The organism is Verrucosispora sp. WMMA2121 (assembly GCF_027460185.1).
GTDB classification, from domain to species: domain Bacteria; phylum Actinomycetota; class Actinomycetes; order Mycobacteriales; family Micromonosporaceae; genus Micromonospora; species Micromonospora palythoicola.
In genome coordinates this window covers 3,800,151-3,819,519 of record NZ_JAPZBH010000006.1, presented here as the reverse complement: position 1 = coordinate 3,819,519, position 19,369 = coordinate 3,800,151, and the positions used below count along the sequence as shown (strand labels likewise).

Sequence of the window (19,369 nt, the reverse complement as noted above, 5' to 3'; positions counted from 1 at the left end):
GGAGCCGGCGCTCACGGTAGCTGCGGCTGTACGAGCCGGCTGGTGAGGAAAGGGCTCGGCGTCCCGTGCCAGAACACGGCCAGTTCGTCCCGAGGGCGGGTGGCGGCGACGAAGAGCAGGGACCTGTCGCGCTGGCGCTCTCGTTGGTAGCGCTTCGGGTCAGTGTCGCGGTACCGGTTGATCATTTGGCGTGGCACGAGACCGTCACTGATCCCGGCGATGATCATGCGCTGGTATTCGAGGCCCTTGAAGCGGTGCATGGTGCCGACATGAACACCGTCGGGCTGCTTCGGGCCATCAGGACCGATCTCCACCGCCGGCACACCGTCCGCCGCCAACCGACTGATGACATCTGCGGCGAACTGTTTCGTCGGTACGCAGATCGCCACCGATCCGTCGGTCGGACCGCCCCAGGCCCGCAACTGCTCGGCAATCAGGTCCCGCTCCTGCGACCAGGTCGGCGCAGATCGGAACACCGGCCGGTCTCCCCGTAGCAGGGAACGGTAGCCGGCCAGATCCTCCTCCCCACCATCCAGGTCGTCGTACACCTCGCCGGTCATGATCTGCAGGGCGTCGGCCAGGATCTGGCGGGTGGTGCGATAGCTGAGGGTGAGCCGGGACGAGCGCCCCCGGATGTTGACGCCGAGGCTGCTCAGCGTCACGTGGTTGTCGTAGATGCGCTGATGGGTGTCGCCGGTGAGAAACATGTCGTCCGGGCCGGGGGCGACCATCGCCCGCAGCATCTTCCAGTGGGCGGCGCTGAGGTCCTGCGCCTCGTCCACCACCACATGCCGGTAACGCGGGCGGTGGGAGGCACTCGACGACTCCCCGCAGTCGGCCGCGCGATCCATTTCGAGACGCGCTGCCCGCTGCGCGACCTGCCGCCAGGTCCAGACGCCTCGGGTTTCGAGCCAGGTGGTGAAACGCTCGGTCAGCTGCCAGATCTGATCGCGCTCGACCCGGGTCAGGCTACGGCCACGGTTGGGACGACGTGCTTTGAAGTAGTCGTTGCGTGAGTTGAGTACCTGGCCGAGGATCACCTGGGTCCACTCGGCGGCCAGGAATTCCGCGTCCCATCCGGATTCGCCGGTTTCCAGCAGGAACTCGGCCCACAGCTCGGCGACCCGGGTGTCGTCGACGACGCGGCGGCCACCGCCCGCTTTCGCTTCGGTCACCACGCGGCTGGCCAGCCGGTCAATGTTGACGATGTCGACCCGGGCCACGAGTTCCTGCCCGCCGAGGGCGAGTAGCCGGGTCCGCAGGTCGGCAGCGAGGTTGCGGTTGAAGGTGGTCAGCAGGATGGGTTTGTCCGTGCCCGGCGGAAGCTGCCGCGCGAGATGCGCGACCCGGTGCAGCGCGACGATGGTCTTGCCGGTGCCTGGGCCGCCGCCGACCCGAGCGGGGCCGTTGTATTTCTTCTCCACGAGCTTGCGCTGGGTCGGGTGCAGGAAGATCTGCCACCGTTCGAATGCCTCGCCGATGATCGCCTGTAGCGCTTCGTCGTCCGAGGTGACCTGGGTGGCGGGGCGCTCGACAGCGGCCTCGAAGTCGTCGGGGTCGACCGGCTCGTCGGCGCGTACCGGGTCGGTGACCTGCTTGAGCACCTCTTCGTACGGGGTGCCGTCGAAGAGCGCGAAGAGTACGTCCGTGGTGAGCTGTGGTGCCCGATCGAGCAACTCCAGTAGTTCGGCCTCACCGACGAGTTCGCGGATCTGCGGCAGCAGCGGCTCGGAGACGCCCAGCTCCAGCAGTTGCGCGTCGGTGTACGCGTCGAAGAGCGGCTTCCGCGCGGGCTCCGGATCGGTCTCCGGTGGTACGACCCGGCCGACGATGCTGTCGCCGACCGGTGCCAGGTCGACGACCTCGATCCCGCCGGTGATCCGGTTGATCCGGTACGCGTAGCGCGACAGGTCGTCGTACACCTCGCCGCGGTGCTTGACGGCGACGAGCAGGTAGTCCCGATCGGCGATGTGCAGGAGCAGTGCCCGGTAGTCCCGGTTGACCCGGGCGGACATCAGCCGGGTGTCGCCGCTGAGCGTCTTGAGGTTGAGCCCGGGGTTCTCCGGGTTGTGCCGGAACTTGTGCATGAACTCGTAGACCGCGCCGATGTCCGCGCGGGTGAGCCTCATGACCTCCTTGTCGGCCCGGTCCAGCATCCGCAACGTCGCCCCGGTGCTCATCAGCTTTCTCCCCCATTCGCGGCAAGCTGTGCTGCCAGTTCCTCGGCCGACCATTCCCGAGCGGTCCGTACATGCCAACCCGCCTCGGCGTACGCGCGGTCCCGGTCTTCGATTTCCGGGTCACCGGCCGGGCCGGTGAGCATGATTGCGATCCGTTGCTCGGGCCAGGCCAATTCGGCCTGCCAACCCTGGTCGCCGAGCTCGTAGCCGACGACCGGCGTCGGCAGGTTCTGCCGCGCGAGCTGCTGTACGAGCGCCTCCAGGGTGCCTTCGTCCGGATCCACGTAACGCAGGACGTCCCGCCACGGCGACTCGTCGTGGACCGCTGCCGGTCCGGTCGGCGTCGGTTGCGGCGTGACACCGAGCCAGGTGGCGGTCTCCTCGTTCAGCGGCAAGGCGCGCTGGACGAGCCGCAGGCCGGTCCCTTCGGTGACCGCCATGGAGGCCGGGTCGAAGGCGTCCAGGTCGGAGACCGCGAGCTGGCCGGCGTCTCCACCGCCGTTGCCGAGGAACTGGATGACGTTTCCCCAGGCGAGCCAGGCGGCCCAGCGTTCCTTGTGTCCCTCTGCCACGACCGCGGCCGGATTGTCGTCGACGACGGTCAGCGCCGACCACGTCGGCAGTGGTTTGTTGCGGCCGTCGACGATCACGGTCACCGCGCAGCCGGCGTTGTCGTGGGCGCGAGCCACGATGATGTGGCGTTGCGCGGCGGGTCCGGGCAGCGGTTCACCGCGCAGTGCGGCGAGAAGCCGATCGCCGACTCCAGCGGAGTCGGTGTGGCTGTTGTCCCGAGCCTGCTTGAGCAGGCCCGCCAGTGCCGCCTCGGCCCTGCGCTGCCATCGGGTGGGGTCGGGGTCGGCGAGGAAGCGCATCAGCTGCTCGATTGGGTTGGCCCAGATGGTCGCTTCGAGTTCGTCCGGGTCGGCGCCGGGCAGGAACTGCCGATACCGCTCCCGGGCGACCTGCTTGCAGACGCCGCCGTACGGTGTCCACCGTCCCGGTCCGTCCGGGTTTCCCCAGGTCCTGACGTCTTCCCAGGTGGCGGCGAAGACCAGGTAGCCGTGGGCGCGTAGCCGGGCGCGTTTCTGGGCGTCATCGGCCAGCCGGTTGTACTGCGGTGTCGCGTGGTACTTGAAGCCGTCGAGGTAGACCGCCACCTCCGGGGACGGGGCGTCGAGGCGCTTGAAGTGGACGTCAGGGCGGGTGCCCTTGACCGTGTTCTGCAGCTTCATCTGCCAGTGGGTGACGCTGTGCCCACCGTTGCTGGCGAACCGCAGGTCGGCGATGCGGGCGCCGTCGTGGTCGCGGCGCCGTTCGATGCGCAGCCCGGAGCCCGGCGTCTCACCGAGGTTGAGCAGCTTGGTCAGGAACTGCAGCTCCAGCTCGCTTTCCACCTGATGGATGAGCGAGATCTCGTCGGTGCGGGTACCTTCCTCGACCTCCCAGGTGTCGAGGAGTTTGTCGAGCATGCCCAGCGACTCGTCGCGGCTCATCAGCGCGAAATGCTCGTTGCGGGCATAGCGCAGCAGGCACCGGTGGCACACCGGCTTCGCCTCCTGCCGGCATTCGCAGTCGGCGATGCGCTGCCGGGCCAGCTCCAGGACGGCGCGGAACTCCTCGGGCTTCGCGAGGCGGTGAAGATATCCGGTGCCCTGCGGCTGGGTGTCATAGACGACCACGAAGTTGCGGGTGCCGTCGCTCTGCCCGTCCGGCATGGTCGCCGGCACGGCCTGTAGGTGTGCCGGGTCGCCGCCGTACTGGGCGGCGATGCCGAGGCGGATCGCGGCGGCGAAGGACAGTAGTCGCTCCTGCACCATCGCCGTCGCCGCCGGGATGAGGATGCGCAGCGCCTCGGTCTCCAACTGGTGAGCCAGGATCAGATCGATGTGGATGTCGGGCGTCGCCGCCGCGCGCCGGTACGGGCACCAGGGCAGGTGATGCTCCGCGCCCGGCACGACGGTCGCGCCGGAGGACTGCGCGGCCAACTGCTGGCTGGATGCCGGAAGGCCATCCACTGTGGTACCGCCGCAGGAGATGCAGGTGTGGAAGCGGTTGATCCGCACCTCGTCCCCGGCGAAAAGCTCGGCGGGCCGGTCGTAGCGCTGGGCCCCCAGGTTGAAGCGGCGGATCATGGCGTGCCGGCTGTAGTCGACGCCGAAGGTGTCGCGCGCGTGTCGCCACGACGAGTCGACCTTGGCCGGGTCGATGTCGACCGCCACCGTGGTGGCGTAGAAGCGGCGGTCACGGTCGTCGCTGTCGTCGCGGATCCGCGCGTCGTCCCGTTTGTCGCGGCTGTAGACGCGGGTCGGCTGGAGCACCTGGAAGAGCCGGCCGTGGTCGGCGATGCCCCGGTCTCCACAGCGCGGGCAGGCGCTGCTGTCCTCCTTGGCCAGGTGGGTGCGCACGTAGCCGCACTGGGCGCAGACCCGCCACTGCTCGTACGCGGGCCGGTCGGGCGGTCCCACGTCGAGTCCCGAGATCTCGTGCCGGTACCCGCGGACGTAGTAGCTGTTGCCGGGTGCGATCTCCACCAACGCCGGACGGGCCGGCCGGGCGTACTCCCGCAGTTCGCTGTGGAACCGCCGGTCGCCGTCGGTCTGCTCTTCCCAGGTCAGGGTGGCTTCCAGGTCGGTGCGGCTGTCGATGAGCGCGTAGTTCGGGAGCAGCCCGAACTCGACCAGAGTGCCGTGCGCGGCCGCCGCGCTCACCTCCCGCAGGCGGCGACGGACCGCGCCTTCCTCCGCCTTGAGCATCCTGATCTCGCGGGCGTGGTCGGGGTCGCTCGGCACGAGCGTGCCCCGGGCGGTACCGATCTCCTGGAGCCGGCGTCGCAGGTCGGTTAGCCGTTCCTCCCAGGCGCCGTCGGCCTCCTTCACTCGGTGGACGATTCCGTCGATCGCGAACTCGCGCAGCTGGTCGGCCGCGGCCCGGAGGACCTTGCCGCCGAAGAGTGTCAGGAAGTCCTCGACCAGCCGGGCGCCGTCGCCGCGTCCGGCGTCCGCGAGGTGGGTGAGCCAACCGCTCGGGCCGAACAGCAGGTGCGCACGCCGGGGCATCGGCAACACCCCGGGCAGCCGACCGCGAGCCGCCAGGTCGATCAGATGGGCGAGGTATTGCCGACGCAGGATCTCCACCGCAGAGAGGAAGCAGCCGGGTGGCACGATCTGCCCGGCGATCATGTCTCTCGGCTCGGTCAGGTAGTAGCGGTCCCGCTCGCTGCGACCGACCAGGGTGAGTACGAGGGCGTTGCCGCTCTTGCGGCCGGCACGACCGGCCCGCTGCACATAGTTGGCCGGACCGTTGGGAAGGGACGCCAGCACGACCGCCGAGAGCGCCCCGATGTCGATACCCATCTCCAGGGTGGGCGTGCAGGAGAGCACGTTCGGGTCGGTGTAGCGCCGGCCCTCGCGGAACTGCTTCTCCACCGTCTCCCGCTGGGCGCGGGTGAGCATGCCGGTGTGCTCGCCGGTGACCACCCGGAACACGGAGCTCTCCAGGTACAGCCGCCGGTAGTAGTCGTCGGGTGCGGTGTCGTCGTGGGCGGCCTGGAGCCGGCCCCGGCAGCGGTACTGTCGACACGGCTGCCCGATCCAGTCGGCGACCCGGTCGGGATGCTCGGTCTGCTGCCAGTGGCAGGTGTCGCAGCCGACTCCCGCGCGTACGGCCTGGGCGTCGTCGAGCCGGGTGACCCGCAGGTGCCCGGGCATCAGCCCGTACACGGTGTTGCCGTCCTCGGTGTCGCCGGCGGCGACGATGCCGGCAGCGGCGAGGGCTGGCAGTAGGCGGGTGAGGTAAGCGGCCGTGTCGCCGGGGTCGAGGCCAAGGCAGCGGGAGGTCCAGTCCTGGTACCAGTTGCCCCGGGCGGTGATCGCGTCGAACTCGGAGCGGGACTTCGATGTGGCCAGCAGGAACGCCGGTGCCGACACGCCCCTCGGGAAGGCGGGCATACCGGCCGGGCGGCCACCCCAGATCTGCCACCGGGTGCCGCCCCGCCGCAGGTACGGCAGCAGCCACTCGTGGTAGACCGCGCCTCGGGTGCGTAGCCGTTCCAGCAGGCCGCGGAGGAAGGCGAGGTAGCGCGCGTCGTCCGGCGGTGCGGCACCGAGCTGACCGGGGCCGGTGAGGTGTACGTCCCGGCAGATGGCGGCGGCGGTTCCGGGGTCGTCGAGCGCGACCTCGATGGCGACGCTGCGGGTCAGCTCCAGGGTGCGGCCCTGCCGGGCGCGCAGACCGGTCTCCATGACCGTGGCGAAGACGAGCCGCTCACTGATCAGCGACCAGGTTTCCCGGCTGCCGGTGTGCTCACCGGCGAGCAGGCTGTCGACGCCGGGCTGGTCGTGCAGGTCGGGTGGTACGACTGTGGAGAGGATCTCCGGCTTCACCGCTTCCTCGATCATGTCGGCGAAGAGGTCGTCGAGCCCGACCGGTTGCCCGGGTCGCAGCCGGCTGGCGAGCAGCGAGCGCAGGGAGAAGGCGTACGACCGGTTGGCCACGAAACCGGCGCGGTGTGCGGCGTCCTGGACCGAGTCGTTGAACAGCAGCGTCTTCTTCTCGCGCTCGTCCAGTTCGCCGCCGGTGAAGAGCTGGGTGATCGCCACCGAGGCGAGGGTGGCCAGGCCGGCGCCGAGAAATCGGATGCCGTGATCCATCTGGCAGGACGGGCAGCGATCCTTCTCCGCCGCGTCGATCGCGGACAGGTCGCCGAGGACGACGATCGCGTCGTCGCTGAGCCCCCGGTCCCGGCTCGGATCGAACGGGCGCACCCGACGGCCGTACTCCATCACGAGCAGGCCGGCCGGCCGCTGCCCGATCTCGTCGCCGGTTGCGGCGATCAGCGCGCGGACCCGGCGCTTGTCCCGGCCGACGCTGGCCCGGTAGATCTTGTCGGGGTCGGTTTCCAGCTCCTGCGGGTCACGCTCCGGTGACAGGGCCATCCAGCCCGACCGGCCGCAGTGCCGGCAGTAGATGGCGGGCAGCCGAGGGTAGCGGTTGTCGGCGACCACGACGTCGGTGTCGGGTGCGTACGGGTCCAGCTCGCGGGGTGCTTCCCCGTACCAGCCGAAGGCAGGCTGGTGGGAGGTGCCGCGCAGCAGCCGTGAGACGGCGCGTACCCACAGGTGGGTTTCGATGTTGAGCAGGGGGCGGCCCGGCACCTCCGGGTTCTGCGCCATGGACAGCAGCCCGATGAACCGGGCGAGGGCCTTCACGGTGACCTCGGGTCGGCTCTTCATGGCGCTGCCCCAGCCGGTGGCGTTCTTACGTGGCAGCACATCGATGATCTCGTGCAGCGTGCCTGGCCGGTCCTGGAGCGAGTCGAGTACCGCCTTGGTCAGCGGGTGCTGGCGCAGCAACTCACCGAGGCGGGTGGGTTTGCCGAGGCAGGGTTCACCGAGCACCATCTCGGCGACCTCGGCCATCATCCGCCCCGGGTCGCGGTCATCGACGGCGGCGAGCTGCTCGGGGCTGGGCAGCGGCAGGTTGAAGTCCTGGTTGGTGATGAACTCGCCCGGCTCGTAGCGGTCCTCCCCCACCAGCGACGCGGCGTCGAAGGTGACGCCGAAGACCTGTTCGGCGACCTCGCGGATCGCGGTGCGGCCGTCCCGGCCGCCGCCCTCTCCCAGGGTGGCGGAGGTGGCGACCGGGCAGATCGGCCCGAGCGGGCGGTCCGGCTGGTCCAGGCCGAGGGCGGCGGCGAGGCGTCGCAGCAGCATCGCCACGTCGGTGCCCTGGGCGCCGTCGTAGGTGTGAAACTCGTCCAGCACCACGTACGCCGGCTCGGCGTGCTCCCACAGCGGCAGGTCGTCGGCGCGCTGGAGCAGCAGGTCCAGCATCTTGTAGTTGGTGATCAGGATGTCCGGCGGGGTGCGGCGCATCTCCGACCGCTTGGTGAACACGTGCGGGTACTCGATCGCCGCGACGTCACCGATGTACAGGCCGGCGGTGACCCCGGCCAGTGCCGGCTCGGACAGCAACTCGTTGATGCGCTGGGTCTGGTCGGTGGCGAGAGCGTTCATCGGGTACAACAGGATCGCCTTGATCCCGGACTGTCCCTGCTCTCGCTGGCGCCGGCAGTGGTCGAGCACCGGGATCAGGAACGACTCGGTCTTACCCGAGCCGGTGCCGGTGGTGATCAGCGTCGGCTCGGCGGCCTTGCCCTTGGTCGTCAGCCGGGCGAACGCCTTCGCCTGGTGCAGGTAGGGCGTGAAGTCGGCCGGGGCCCAGTCAAGGCACGCCCGCCAGGCACCCTCGGCCGGCCGGAAGGGGGTGCGGATCCGCAGGTACGGGCCACGGAAGATGCCCTGCTCCGAGTGGGAGAGGAAGCCCTCCAGGCCCTGGCGTACGCCCTCCTCGGTCAGGCCGAAGGTGGTCGTCAGGTACTGCGTGAGAGTCCGGCGCAGGGTGTCGGCGGCGATGGTCGGCCTCATGAGCGGATCACCCGGCGCATGCTACTTCACCTCCGACCTGCGCTGACCTGCTCAACAAGCCCCGATCACGGCACGAGTCGGATTCACGACACCTCGCGGGCGACAGCCACGAGAGGCACGGTACGACCCGGCCCATAAGAACGGCACGACCTCGCCCGATCCGGCAGACAAACAGGAGCGGCCGCATCTTCGCGCGACAGTGAGGGTTGTATTACCCTTTGCGACTCGTCTTGATCACGCATCGGAACGGTGAGGTGACAGCTCCCGATGGTCGCAGCGGCAGAGACCACCCTGCAGGGCCTGCTCGAAGGCGCGAAGCAGTACCAGGTGCCTCTCTACCAGCGCACATATTCCTGGCAGGAGCATCAACTCGAACGTCTCTGGGAGGACATCGCCCGGCTCGCCGATGATCGAGCCGAGAACCCGAAGACGACACACTTCATCGGCTCGCTGGTGCTGGCGCCCAGCCCGAACAACGGTCCGGCCGGCGTCGGAGACTTCCTCGTGGTCGACGGCCAGCAGCGGTTGACGACCCTGTCCATCCTGCTATGCGCGATCCGCGATCATCGGGTGGCTACCGAGGGCGACGAGCATCGCGATCGACTCAACGACCAGTATCTGATCAATAAATGGACGCCGAACCGCCGGTTGAAGCTCGTCCCCACCCAGGCCGACCTTGACGCCTACCTCGCCTGTGTGGACTCTTCGGCGCAGGTCGGTGGGGGTGCCGTCGGTGCCGCCTATCAATACTTCCGCGACCGGCTCAAGCCAGCCGACCAGGCGCAGGTGCAGCGCCTTGAGGACGCGGTGATCTTCGGGTTGGCCGTGGTTTCGGTTGTCGCGCACGCCGACGACAACGTCTACCGGATCTTCGAGTCGCTGAACAATACTGGCCTCAAACTCACGCAGGCCGACCTGCTACGCAACTACCTGTTCATGCGCCTGCCCAATCGCAGCATGACCGTCTACGACGCGCACTGGCTGCCGTTGCAGCGGCGGCTCAGCTCGCCGGAGTTGGAGATCCTGTTCTGGCTGGATCTGGTGCACGCCGATCCACGGATCACTCAGGGCGACACGTACGCGCGACAGCAGGCCCGGCTCGACCGGCTCAGCACGGAGGACGAGATTGAGGCGGAGGTGCGCAGGTTCGCCCGCCTCGGCGCACTGCTGGAACTCATCCTGCACCCCGAGAAGGAGCAGGACTCGGACGTAAGACTCCGACTGCAACGGCTGCACGCCTGGGGAACCACTACCGTCTACCCGATCCTGCTGCACCTGCTGGACCGCCGCAGCCTGGGCACCGCGACCAGTGCAGAGGTCGCATCGGCGATGCGCTACGTGGAAAGTTTTCTCGTCCGGCGGCTGCTGATTGGCCGGGCCACCGCGAACATCAACCGCAACCTGCTCTCCATCGTCACGGAGATGGACAAGAGCCAGCCGGTCGACCAGGCGGTGCACGCCTACCTGTCGGCCGGGCGCAAGTACTACGCGACGGACGCCGACGTACGTCACGCGGTGCGGTCGCTGCCGTTCTACACCAATGGCCGCGCGTCGCAGCGCACGCTGGTGCTGCGCTGGTTGGAGCAGTCGTACGGCAGCAAGGAACCGGTCCTGCCCGAGAAGTTGACCATCGAGCACGTCCTGCCACAGAAGATCGGGCCGGAGTGGCAGCGCATGCTCGCCGCAGACCTCGAACCGCATGAGAACGTCAACGAGGTGCACGACGCCCTTAAGCACACCTTGGGCAATCTCACCCTCACCGGGTACAACGTGGAACTGGGCAACAGTCCGTTCGCGGTCAAACGGGTCGAACTTGCCAAGAGCGGTGTACGCCTGACCCGGGACATCGTCGCCTGCGAACGCTGGGGTCGGCCCCAGATCCATGCCCGCGCCGACGCTCTTGCCGAACGGATCATCGACGTCTGGCCGGGTCCGACCGGACAGGCGACCGATCAGTCCGAGGTGCGCTGGGATCTGATGGAGAAGGCGCTTTCCGCTCTACCGGCCGGGTCCTGGACGACCTACGGGGACCTTGCCGCCCTGGTCGGCACCGCACCTCAGCCTGTCGGCAACCGGCTGCGCAGCATGCCAGTACCCAACGCCCACCGGGTGTTGCAGGTGGAGGGAACAATGGCTGCAGGTTTCCGGTGGTCCGACGGGCGCACAGACGACCCGGTCGCGATTTTGCAGGCTGAAGGTGTCGTGTTCGACCAGCACGGTCGCGCCGACCAAACCCAGCGCATCGACCTTGATGAGCTGGCGCAACTGGTCGGGTTGGCACCCGACGAGTTGCCGCGGCGGATGCCCCGGCCACGGCCCGGTGAAGGGCAGTCACTTGCCGACCGCTTCGTCGAGCAACTCGGCGTATTGCAGGACAAGGCAGTGGTCGAGGCCACGCTGACGCTATTCGACCGTTGGATCGAGTTGGGCGGCACGCTGCTCTACGGCGGCGCGGCGGAGACGTCGTGCTTCCTCATGGCCCGTGAGCGCGGCCACCGTGACGGCGACATCTGGCCGATGACGCTCTACCCGAGCGGGAAGGTCGAGGTGGTGTTTCAGCACTTGGCCAACCGCACGCCCTTCGAGGATGTCACGCTGCGCGAGCAGTTCCGGCAACGGCTCAACCAGCTCCCCGGCGTGAACATTGCTGCGGCAAAGCTTGCTCTACGCCCCGGCTTTCCCATTACCGTCCTCGCCGACAGCACCGCTGCTGCGGCCCTCGTGAAGCACTTGCAGTGGTTCTACGAGCAAGCGCATCGGTTTGACCAGGCAGACGAGACGCTCACGATTCAGCAATGAGCGCCGCCGCGCTCGTGCCGTTCCTCAACTGTGGCTGCTGCCGAAGGTGATGCCGCCGTGGATGTCGCGTGCTTGCACGACCGGGCCGCTGACATCACCGGACACGGTGTTCGTGACGTCTGCGTGGCCGTCCGCGACGATGGTCTGGACCTCTGCGACGCGGGCGCGGAACTCGGCACCGAAGGCGGCATCACGGCGGGCCTCCTGTTCCAGGAGTGCCGCGAGTCGGTGGAGCGCATCGGCGGTGGGCTGGCGTAGAGCCACCTCGACGGTCTCCCGCGATGCGGCATCCCGACGAAACCGACGCCGAAGGAACTCGGTCAACTCGGCCACGGCGGACCGGGCGCCCTCGGCAAGGTTGGTGGTCGTCCAGGCGACCAGTGTGGTCGCTGCCGTGAGCATGAGCGGATCGTCCATACCGCACTCCCAGGTTCGTCACGATGCTCGAAGTGGGACAAGACCGAATGTAATTCAATACCTTGAATGTTACTCTAAGTGCTCTTATCGCTACGATGACCTAGGAGGGCAGCGTGAACGAGCGCCGGTGGGAGGCGGATCCGTCTGCCCAGCTCAGCCGTCGTTGGGGCAAGTCGTCGCACGAGCTGGGCAACACGTCCGGCGACGGCAGTTGTCCCGACATTTGGGAGTTGAGCAACGGCGACGTCGCGGTGATCGGGCAGGACCTCACCGACAGCTACCGCGATCGGCTGCCGGAAGGGGTCTCCGTCGATCCGGGCGAGCGGCTTGTCATCATCCCCCGATCGACCATGCTCGCCGCGAAGGTGGACATCCCTGATGCATGAACTCCTCGACGGAGACCCCGGCGAGCTGCTCACCCTCGACGACTACTGGGCCGACTTCGAAAAGCGATTCTGGAAGACCGGCCCGCCCGGCTTCTGGAAGCTCGAACGGCAACAAACATTCAAGGAGCCCAATGAAGAGGGCTGGCAGGCGTTCGCCGCAGGCCGGTGGGATGAGTCGCTGCGGATTCTCGACGCGCGGCGTCCCGAGTTCGAGGGCTACTACCGACGCATCGCCGACAGCGGATTCGCCACCCGGCGGGTGCGGGTGGTGCGGGAGCCGCTGACTCCGTACCTGCAATGGGAGCTGCATGTGCTGCGGCTCCGCCACGAGTACGGCGGCCTGACCCGCGTGGTGGGGCCCGATCGTGTCGCCGACGTGGAGGCCGAAGACCCGCTGCCGGAGATATACACCCTCGGCACCGACGTGATGTACGAGGCGGTCTACGACGCCGATGGGGTGCTCGAAGCGGCGCGACGGTGGCGGAACCCGCGTGTGGTCACGCGGTGCCAGGAGTTCATGGAGTCCCTCTACCACGACGGCGAGCCGCTGGACGAGTATTTCGCGCGAGCGGTGGCGCCGCTGGAGCCGCCGCGCCTGGACTGAGCGATGGTCGACCGGGGCGCGGACGCACAACAACCCGACGAGCGGCGACCGGACGGCCGAAGACCGGAGCACGTCAACCGGTCTGCGCTGTCCGGCCCCGCCGACCTCGTGCAGGCCCGCGACGTGTACGGCGGGGTGCACTTCCACTCCGCAGACTCCTCGCCGTCACACCCGCCGCCCCGCCAGTTACCCGGTGACGTCCGCGGCTTCGTCAACCGGGTCGAGGAAATGCGTTCGCTGGACCGCCTTCTCACCGACGAACTCGTCCGGGCCGCCCTCGTCGTCATCTGTGGCACCGCCGGCGTGGGCAAGACGGCGCTGGCGCTGCGTTGGGCGCACGCCGTGCGCCACCACTTTCCGGACGGCCAGCTCTACGCGAACCTCCATGGCTACGACCCGGGCCAACCCAGCCGGCCGGAGCAGGTACTCGACCGATTCCTGCGGGCACTCGGCATCCCGCCGTCCGCCATCCCGGCCGACCTTGAGGACCGTGAGGCGCTGTACCGCTCCCGGCTCGCCGACCGGCGCGTCCTGGTGGTCCTCGACAACGCCGCCACCGTTCGCCAGGTACGCCCGCTGTTGCCGGGTACGAGTAGCTGCCTGGTGATCGTTACCAGCCGGACCATGCTGTCCGGTCTGGTCAGCCGCGACGGCGGCCGCCGCCTGACGTTGCGGATGCTGTCGGAGGACGACGCGGTGACGTTACTGCACGAGGTGACCACCGGGTACCGCGCCGACGACGATCCGGGCGAGCTGGCCGAGTTGGCCCGCCTGTGCGCGAGGCTACCGCTGGCACTGCGGATCGCCGCGGAACGGGCGGCAGGCCGACCCTTCATGCCGCTGGCCGAGTTGATCCAGGACCTACGCGACGAGTCGGCGCTGTGGGACGCCCTCACCACCGACGACGGCGAGGAGGCCGACGCCGTACGCACCGTCTTCGCGTGGTCGTACCGGGCTTTGAACGCCTCGGCCGCCCGGCTGTTCCGGCTGCTCGGTCTACATCCTGGCCCGGACATCAGCGCGCCGGCCGCAGCCGCGCTGGCCGGTCTGCCGATGTCGGGCGTCCGGCAGCCGCTCGACGCCCTGGTGGGCGCACACCTGCTGGAGCAGAGCGCACCCGGCCGTTACCAGTTGCACGACCTGCTGCGCGCGTACGCGATGGACCAGGTCAAGCAGTTGGAGAGCGACCAGAGCCGCAGGGCCGCGCTGGTACGCGTGCTCACCTGGTACCTACACACGACGGACGCGGCGCTGAACCGTACCCTCCCGTTCTATCGGGTGGTGCCGCTGGACCCGCCGGCCGACGTCACACCGCTTACCTTCGGCACGGCGGTGGAGGCTGACGCCTGGTTCACCACCGAGCAGGACAACCTCGTCGCCGCCACGCGCGCGGCTGTGGACGCCGAACTGCCGAGGGTCGCCTGGCAGCTGGCGGTCCTGCTGCGCAGCGTCTTCATGCACCGCAACGCCTTCGACGCATGGTTCGCCACCGCGCGCACCGGCCTCGCCGCCGCCCGGTCGTTGCAGGACCGTCGTGCTGAGGCGGAGGCGCTGGAGAGCCTCGGCAAGGCCCACTTCCAGGCCCGCCAGCTGGCCGAGGCTGAGGAGCACCACCGGGCCGCCCTGGCGATCCGGCAGGAGGTCGGCGACGAGCACGGCACAGCGGTGTCGATCAACGCACTCGGACTACTGGCGTTGCGACACCGCCGGCTCGACGACGCCCTGGCCCGGTTCACTGAAAGCCTCGACATCTTCACCGAGCGCGGCGACCGGCGATGGCAGGCCCTGCTCCTGAGCAACCTCGCCGAGACCCGGTACGAGCTGGGCGACCTCACCGACGCCGTGACACTGCTGGAGCGGGCACTGGCGGTGCAGCGGGACATCGACGACCGAGGGCAGGAGGGCAACTCGCTCTTCTTCCTCAGCATGGCCCTACGGGAACTGGGGCGCATCGACGGTGCCCGTGCGGCGATCGAGGCGGCGATCGCCATCGCCGAAGGCGGCAGCCCGCTGTGGCTGGCGCACTGGCTGGTCGAGTACGCAAGGGTGCAGCGCGCCCTGGGCCGGCCAGCCGAGGCGTTGGAGGCGGTGCATCGCGCGGCGACGATCCAGCGTCAATTGGGTGACCGCAGCCGGGAGGCGATGGCGCTGGACGGTGCCGGTGAGGCGTACCGGGAGCTGGGGCAGCCGGATCAGGCGATCGCCTTCCACCTGCGGGCGGCGACGGTCCACCGCAATCTCGGCGACGACTGGCAGCTCGCCCTGACGCTGGATCACCTCGCAACGGCGTTGACCGACGCCGGACGTTCCGAGGAGGCACACCGTTGGTGGGGCGAGGCGATCGAGCGACTGGCCGGTTTTCCTGACCCCCGGGCGGTGGGCCTCCGCCAGCGCATCGAATCGAACCTTCAGAGCACCGCAGACTGACGACAAGGCGTACGCATCCCCTCGCCGCATTGACACCTCCACGTTCGTCGATAACGCTGGGTGTTCGCGTCCAGGCGCTGTGTAAGCACCGGGAGTCGCCGTGCACGTCGAGACCCTCGTACGTTCGCTCGGCCGTGAAACGACACTCACGGTCGAGTCCTCTGACCAGCTCGTCGCCCACGTGCGCAAGTGCGTCGAACAAGAAAGGCGAAGGCGCGGGACGTACCTGCCCGGCAAGTCTCTGACCCCGGTGCTGCTCGGCCAGCCGTTCCGGACCAGCGCAGCCGAGGTGCTGCACGAGCTGGGCGTGGCCACCACGTTCCTGGATGCGGCTCCGCTGGCGCAGGTTGCCCGGCACTGGGCGCACGTCCGTTACTGCGCGACGCTGACCGAGCGCCGAGGCCATCTCGCGCTCTCCCGATACGCCGGCAACACCGTGTACCACCACAAGGTGACCCAGTCCGAGCAGCTCGGCATCGGGCTGGCACTCGTGGTGGCCAAGACACTGCTGCGCCGGCAGCACCCGGGCTGGGAGTTCCACGCCGTCGACGCGGAGGTCGCATTGAAGGCCGGCTTCCTCGACGGTGCGGGCACCGTGAAAACCAGGTCCGCGACCAAGAAGCGCCCGGACTACATCCTGCTGGGGCACCACAGCTCCGGGCGCCGCAGTGGGATGAAGATCTTCGTTTTGGAGTGCAAGGGAACCCACGGGTCGGCGACCTTCGCCTACGAGCAGCTCGCCCGCGCCACGGAGCAGGTGGACGCCCTACGCGTGGGTGGGTGCGGTCAGCCATCGCTCATGGTGGCTTCATGCCTGTCCCGGTCCCGGATCACGTCGTACGTGCTCGACCCGCCGGGTGAGGACGACCTGTGGACGGGCGCGGACGAGGACCTGGACGAGCTGCTACGCGCCAGCCCGGAGGAACACGAGTGGCAGCCTGGCCCCGCCAGGCCCCCGGACGAGCCCTCCGACGCCGCTGTCCCCACCGAGAGAATCCTGTCTCCTACCGAGGACGAGCCCGATGCGCCGGTTGTCTTCGACGTCCCGGCGGATCAGCGGGGTTGGTTCACCCAGATCCTGACCCGCGCGGCGGCGGCGACCGCCCTGCTCTTCGCGGGCGACAACGCTACGGCGGGTGCATACACCACTCGTCGACAACGCGGGGAGCAGACCCGCTCGTCACCGGAGCTGCTCGATCCGGAGCAATTCGATCCAGAGTCAGTCTGGACGTCGAGCACCACCCAAACCCTGCGGATGCGCAACGGTCTGCGCGCCGAGGGCACCCGGTACCGGGCACCGCTGCCGAGCGGCAGGATCCTTGAGGTCTTTCGGGGCCTGGACAGCAACCTGTACCGGCTTCTCGCGCAGGGCCGCGTCGGGCCATACCTGCGGGCAGCGCCACGCACCATTCAGCGGTGGTCGAGCCTGCGCAGTAACGACGAGGTGGTGTCCGTCGGCCGCGATGGCACCGTCCTCGTGATACGCCTCGATGATGACCGGCAGAGACTTTGACCCCGTGCCCACTGTCCGACCCAGCTACCGGCGGCCGAGCCGGGCACCCTCGGACCGATGGCCTTTCCTCCACCCGGTTCATGTCTCCGGCGTTCGACGGGCAAAGGCGGACGTCCGTCCAACGTCCGATGTAGAGCAGAGGACAGGAATCGACGAATGTACGGTGGCCTCGTCGAAAAACAGATAGACAACGTGCCCGACCGGCCGGTGAGGAATTCGGCCCTGCTCAACAGACTCGGAGTGTGACCAACAAGCCAGTGCGGGCCGTGCTGATCGGTGCCGTTGCTCTCGTACTTGTGCTGCGGAGTGGCAACCATCTTCGCGATCGTCGCGCCGCCGACTGAATCTCCGGCACAACAGGATCTCGCCGCCGAGCCGGTTCCGTCCGCCCAGGCCGATGACGCTTCATCCCCGACCACGGCCGCAACGGCAGCGCCCACACAGCAGGCGACACCAACGCAGTCTCCGACACCGGTGACGCAGACACGCACCATCACCGCGACGGAGAAGGTCCCGTACAAGACGAGGACGGTCAACGACTCGTCCTTGGCCAAGGACACGAAGAAGGTGCGCACCCGCGGCGTGCCGGGCGTCCGGACCCTGACGTACCAGGTCACCGTGGTCGACGGCATCCAGACGGCCAAGAAGCTGATCAAGTCGGAGATCACGACGCAGCCGGTCACCCAGGTCGTCCGGGTCGGCACGAAGGAGAAGCCTCGATGCGACCCGAACTACGCCGGTGCCTGCGTACCTATCTCAAGTGACGTCGACTGCGCCGGTGGCAGCGGCAACGGCCCCGCCTACGTCGAAGGGCCGGTAAGGGTGATCGGGTCCGATATCTACGACCTTGATCGGGATGGAGACGGCATCGGCTGCGACCGTTGATGCCGTCGCGGCGGGCTACCTGTCATCTGTCAGGGCGCAGTGCGGCAACCCTGGCCAACACCGGCCGGAGCGGGCCGTCCTGGTCGTCCGGCCCGATCTCGACACCTTCGAGCCACACCCACTCGCCCTCGTACCATTCGTTGATGTCCGCCCGGATCCGGACGATCCGCAGCCGGAGCGGTCCGGTGGCGTATCGATGGTCGGACTCAGCGAGCCGGACCGCGTCCCCCGCAGCGACGGACACGCACGGGACGACCGGCACGCAGGCCGCCGCCTCACCGTGACCGGGCGGGCACCGCGCGGGCTGCGGTCGGAGGCCGGCGGCAAGTGCCGCCTGCTGGGCCTGCAGGATCAGCCGGTTGCGGATCTGCGCGGGCGACAGGTCGAAGGCGTTCATCGCAGGTACGACCGCAGGCAGCGCATTAGGATCTCGTCGGCCCAGGCCGCCCGAGGGCAGCTGCCGTCCGCGCGGCACTCCGGGCATCTGCGGGTACGCGGATCCTCGGTGGGACTGCGCCAGTGCAGGTCTGCCAAACGGTTCGCCTGTTCGAGCTGGGCGGCGGTGGCGAGGAGTTGGCCAGACGTGTTGGTGCGGTTCACGCTGGCGGCATGGCTGCTGATGCCCCGGGCACCCAGGACGTGGATGGCAAGTTAACATCGACATCCGTAATCAACGTGCTCGGAGGGTGCGCAATTGACGAAACAGGTTGTCGGCATCGGCCCCAGCATCATCGACGTGGCGGCTCAACTACCCGAGCTTGACCTGTCAAAGTGTCTGGAAACCCTCTCCCTGAAACCGGGGCAGTGGCGGCGAATCGACTACGACGCAGTCCAGTCACTTCTGGAGATCATCCTGGGAGCCGACGCGCTGCTGGCTTCGGCGGCCGGGTTGCCGGCGAACGTCGTGATCCGGCCAGGTTCGACCATCGCCAACGCATTGCTAGCCATGCCTGGTGACGACTCTCTGAGGCGAGCGCTCATCACTTCGATCGCTCTCGACTCGGGAGGAATCGACCCCATGGCCAGACGTTTCTCGGATGACATCCAGGCGGCGGGCATCACCCACCACGGCGTTCCGGTGGCTGGCCGCAATCCGGTCGCCTTCGTTCTAAGTAGCCAACAACGCACCGAGCGAACCTTGGCGATGTTCCCCGGCGTCGCCGACGAACTAAAGGGATTCGATCTGTCGAGCTTGTCTCCCGATCTGGTCATGGTTGACGCGTACAACCTTGGTGATCATCCACTGGGCAGGTGGCTCGACAGGGTCATCACATCCAGGACTTTCCAAATTTTGCTGTCGCTCGGCAACTACAACATTCTGACCGGGCACCTCGCCCGCCGCATTCTTTCCTTTTTGGACGCCGGCTGTTTGACCGCTGTGTGTGGGAACCTGTCCGAGTTTCGGAGCCTTTTTGGCGGTTTCGGAGGCGGGTCGGAGTCGGTCAGTGCCCTGGTGGAGCGCGCCGGCACAGCGGTCCCGTACGTGTTGCTTACCCAGGGACGAGACGGCATGATGGCGTCGTGGCAGGGTCAGCGGATCGCGATGCCAGCCACCTGGATGCATCGAGCCGCGATTCGCAGCACGGCCGGTGCCGGAGACGCCGCTGCGGGAGTTTTCGCCGCCGGGATCCTGCGACGGCAGGAGCCGACCGAGGTTCTGAAAGGGGCCGCTTCGGCGGCAGCGCAGGCCCTTCTTCGCCTGTGACACGCGATTCGCTGCGCGCTTCCGGGAG

12 protein-coding genes are annotated in these 19,369 nt (G+C 68.4%); 7 read left to right on the top strand and 5 right to left on the bottom strand.

The features are described 5' to 3' along the window. Positions 1 to 11: 11 nt before the first annotated feature. Complete coding sequence (locus O7605_RS26060; protein WP_269741612.1) at positions 12 to 2,180, bottom strand: UvrD-helicase domain-containing protein; 2,169 nt, start codon at positions 2,178 to 2,180, stop codon at positions 12 to 14. Then, positions 2,180 to 8,605, bottom strand: a complete 6,426-nt coding sequence (locus O7605_RS26055; protein ID WP_269741611.1) for a DEAD/DEAH box helicase — start codon at positions 8,603 to 8,605, stop codon at positions 2,180 to 2,182. The genes O7605_RS26060 and O7605_RS26055 overlap by 1 nt, the downstream gene beginning before the upstream one ends. Before the next feature lie 267 nt (positions 8,606 to 8,872). Between O7605_RS26055 and O7605_RS26050 the strand changes: the two genes are divergently transcribed. Then, a complete protein-coding gene (locus tag O7605_RS26050; protein ID WP_269741610.1) occupies positions 8,873 to 11,404 on the top strand; it encodes a GmrSD restriction endonuclease domain-containing protein in 2,532 nt (843 codons plus the stop codon). Between the two features lie 24 nt (positions 11,405 to 11,428). Here the strand turns inward: O7605_RS26050 and O7605_RS26045 are convergent, their stop codons facing one another. Then, positions 11,429 to 11,821, bottom strand: a complete 393-nt coding sequence (locus O7605_RS26045; RefSeq protein ID WP_269741609.1) for a hypothetical protein — start codon at positions 11,819 to 11,821, stop codon at positions 11,429 to 11,431. Between the two features lie 113 nt (positions 11,822 to 11,934). Here O7605_RS26045 and O7605_RS26040 point away from each other — a divergent pair, with 113 nt between their 5' ends. From O7605_RS26040 to O7605_RS26020, 5 genes are all read left to right on the top strand, one after another. Beyond that, the gene (locus O7605_RS26040; RefSeq protein WP_269741608.1) at positions 11,935 to 12,207 is read left to right on the top strand and encodes a hypothetical protein; all 273 of its coding nucleotides are present in this window, start codon (positions 11,935 to 11,937) and stop codon (positions 12,205 to 12,207) included. Next, positions 12,200 to 12,811 carry a DUF6879 family protein gene (locus O7605_RS26035; RefSeq protein WP_269741607.1) on the top strand — a complete coding sequence of 204 codons (612 nt, stop codon included), beginning with the start codon at positions 12,200 to 12,202 and terminating at the stop codon, positions 12,809 to 12,811. The genes O7605_RS26040 and O7605_RS26035 overlap by 8 nt, the downstream gene beginning before the upstream one ends. A 3-nt stretch (positions 12,812 to 12,814) precedes the next feature. Continuing rightward, positions 12,815 to 15,238, top strand: coding sequence for an ATP-binding protein (locus O7605_RS26030; protein WP_269741606.1), 2,424 nt, complete (start codon positions 12,815 to 12,817; stop codon positions 15,236 to 15,238). 100 nt (positions 15,239 to 15,338) lie between these two features. After that, a complete protein-coding gene (locus tag O7605_RS26025) occupies positions 15,339 to 16,751 on the top strand; it encodes a hypothetical protein (protein ID WP_269741605.1) in 1,413 nt (470 codons plus the stop codon). A gap of 276 nt (positions 16,752 to 17,027) precedes the next feature. Continuing rightward, positions 17,028 to 17,636 (top strand): G5 domain-containing protein, encoded by a 609-nt coding sequence (locus O7605_RS26020; protein WP_269741604.1) that lies wholly within the window; start codon positions 17,028 to 17,030, stop codon positions 17,634 to 17,636. A 22-nt stretch (positions 17,637 to 17,658) separates the two neighbouring features. Here the strand turns inward: O7605_RS26020 and O7605_RS26015 are convergent, their stop codons facing one another. Continuing rightward, positions 17,659 to 18,033, bottom strand: coding sequence for a hypothetical protein (locus tag O7605_RS26015; RefSeq protein ID WP_269741603.1), 375 nt, complete (start codon positions 18,031 to 18,033; stop codon positions 17,659 to 17,661). Further along, a complete protein-coding gene (locus tag O7605_RS26010; protein WP_269741602.1) occupies positions 18,030 to 18,236 on the bottom strand; it encodes a hypothetical protein in 207 nt (68 codons plus the stop codon). Before O7605_RS26010 ends, O7605_RS26015 begins: the two co-directional genes overlap by 4 nt. Positions 18,237 to 18,330: 94 nt before the next feature. Here O7605_RS26010 and O7605_RS26005 point away from each other — a divergent pair, with 94 nt between their 5' ends. Further along, complete coding sequence (locus tag O7605_RS26005) at positions 18,331 to 19,341, top strand: PfkB family carbohydrate kinase (protein ID WP_269741601.1); 1,011 nt, start codon at positions 18,331 to 18,333, stop codon at positions 19,339 to 19,341. The last annotated feature ends 28 nt before the right edge of the window (positions 19,342 to 19,369 follow it).

What these genes read in the sequence shown, in the direction of transcription:
- O7605_RS26060 (WP_269741612.1), bottom strand. Translation starts at nt 2,180, where the DNA reads ATGAGCACCGGGGCGACGTTGCGGATGCTGGACCGGGCCGACAAGGAG.
- O7605_RS26055 (WP_269741611.1), bottom strand. Translation starts at nt 8,605, where the DNA reads ATGAGGCCGACCATCGCCGCCGACACCCTGCGCCGGACTCTCACGCAG.
- O7605_RS26050 (WP_269741610.1), top strand. Translation starts at nt 8,873, where the DNA reads ATGGTCGCAGCGGCAGAGACCACCCTGCAGGGCCTGCTCGAAGGCGCG.
- O7605_RS26045 (WP_269741609.1), bottom strand. Translation starts at nt 11,821, where the DNA reads ATGGACGATCCGCTCATGCTCACGGCAGCGACCACACTGGTCGCCTGG.
- O7605_RS26035 (WP_269741607.1), top strand. Translation starts at nt 12,200, where the DNA reads ATGCATGAACTCCTCGACGGAGACCCCGGCGAGCTGCTCACCCTCGAC.
- O7605_RS26030 (WP_269741606.1), top strand. Translation starts at nt 12,815, where the DNA reads ATGGTCGACCGGGGCGCGGACGCACAACAACCCGACGAGCGGCGACCG.
- O7605_RS26015 (WP_269741603.1), bottom strand. Translation starts at nt 18,033, where the DNA reads ATGAACGCCTTCGACCTGTCGCCCGCGCAGATCCGCAACCGGCTGATC.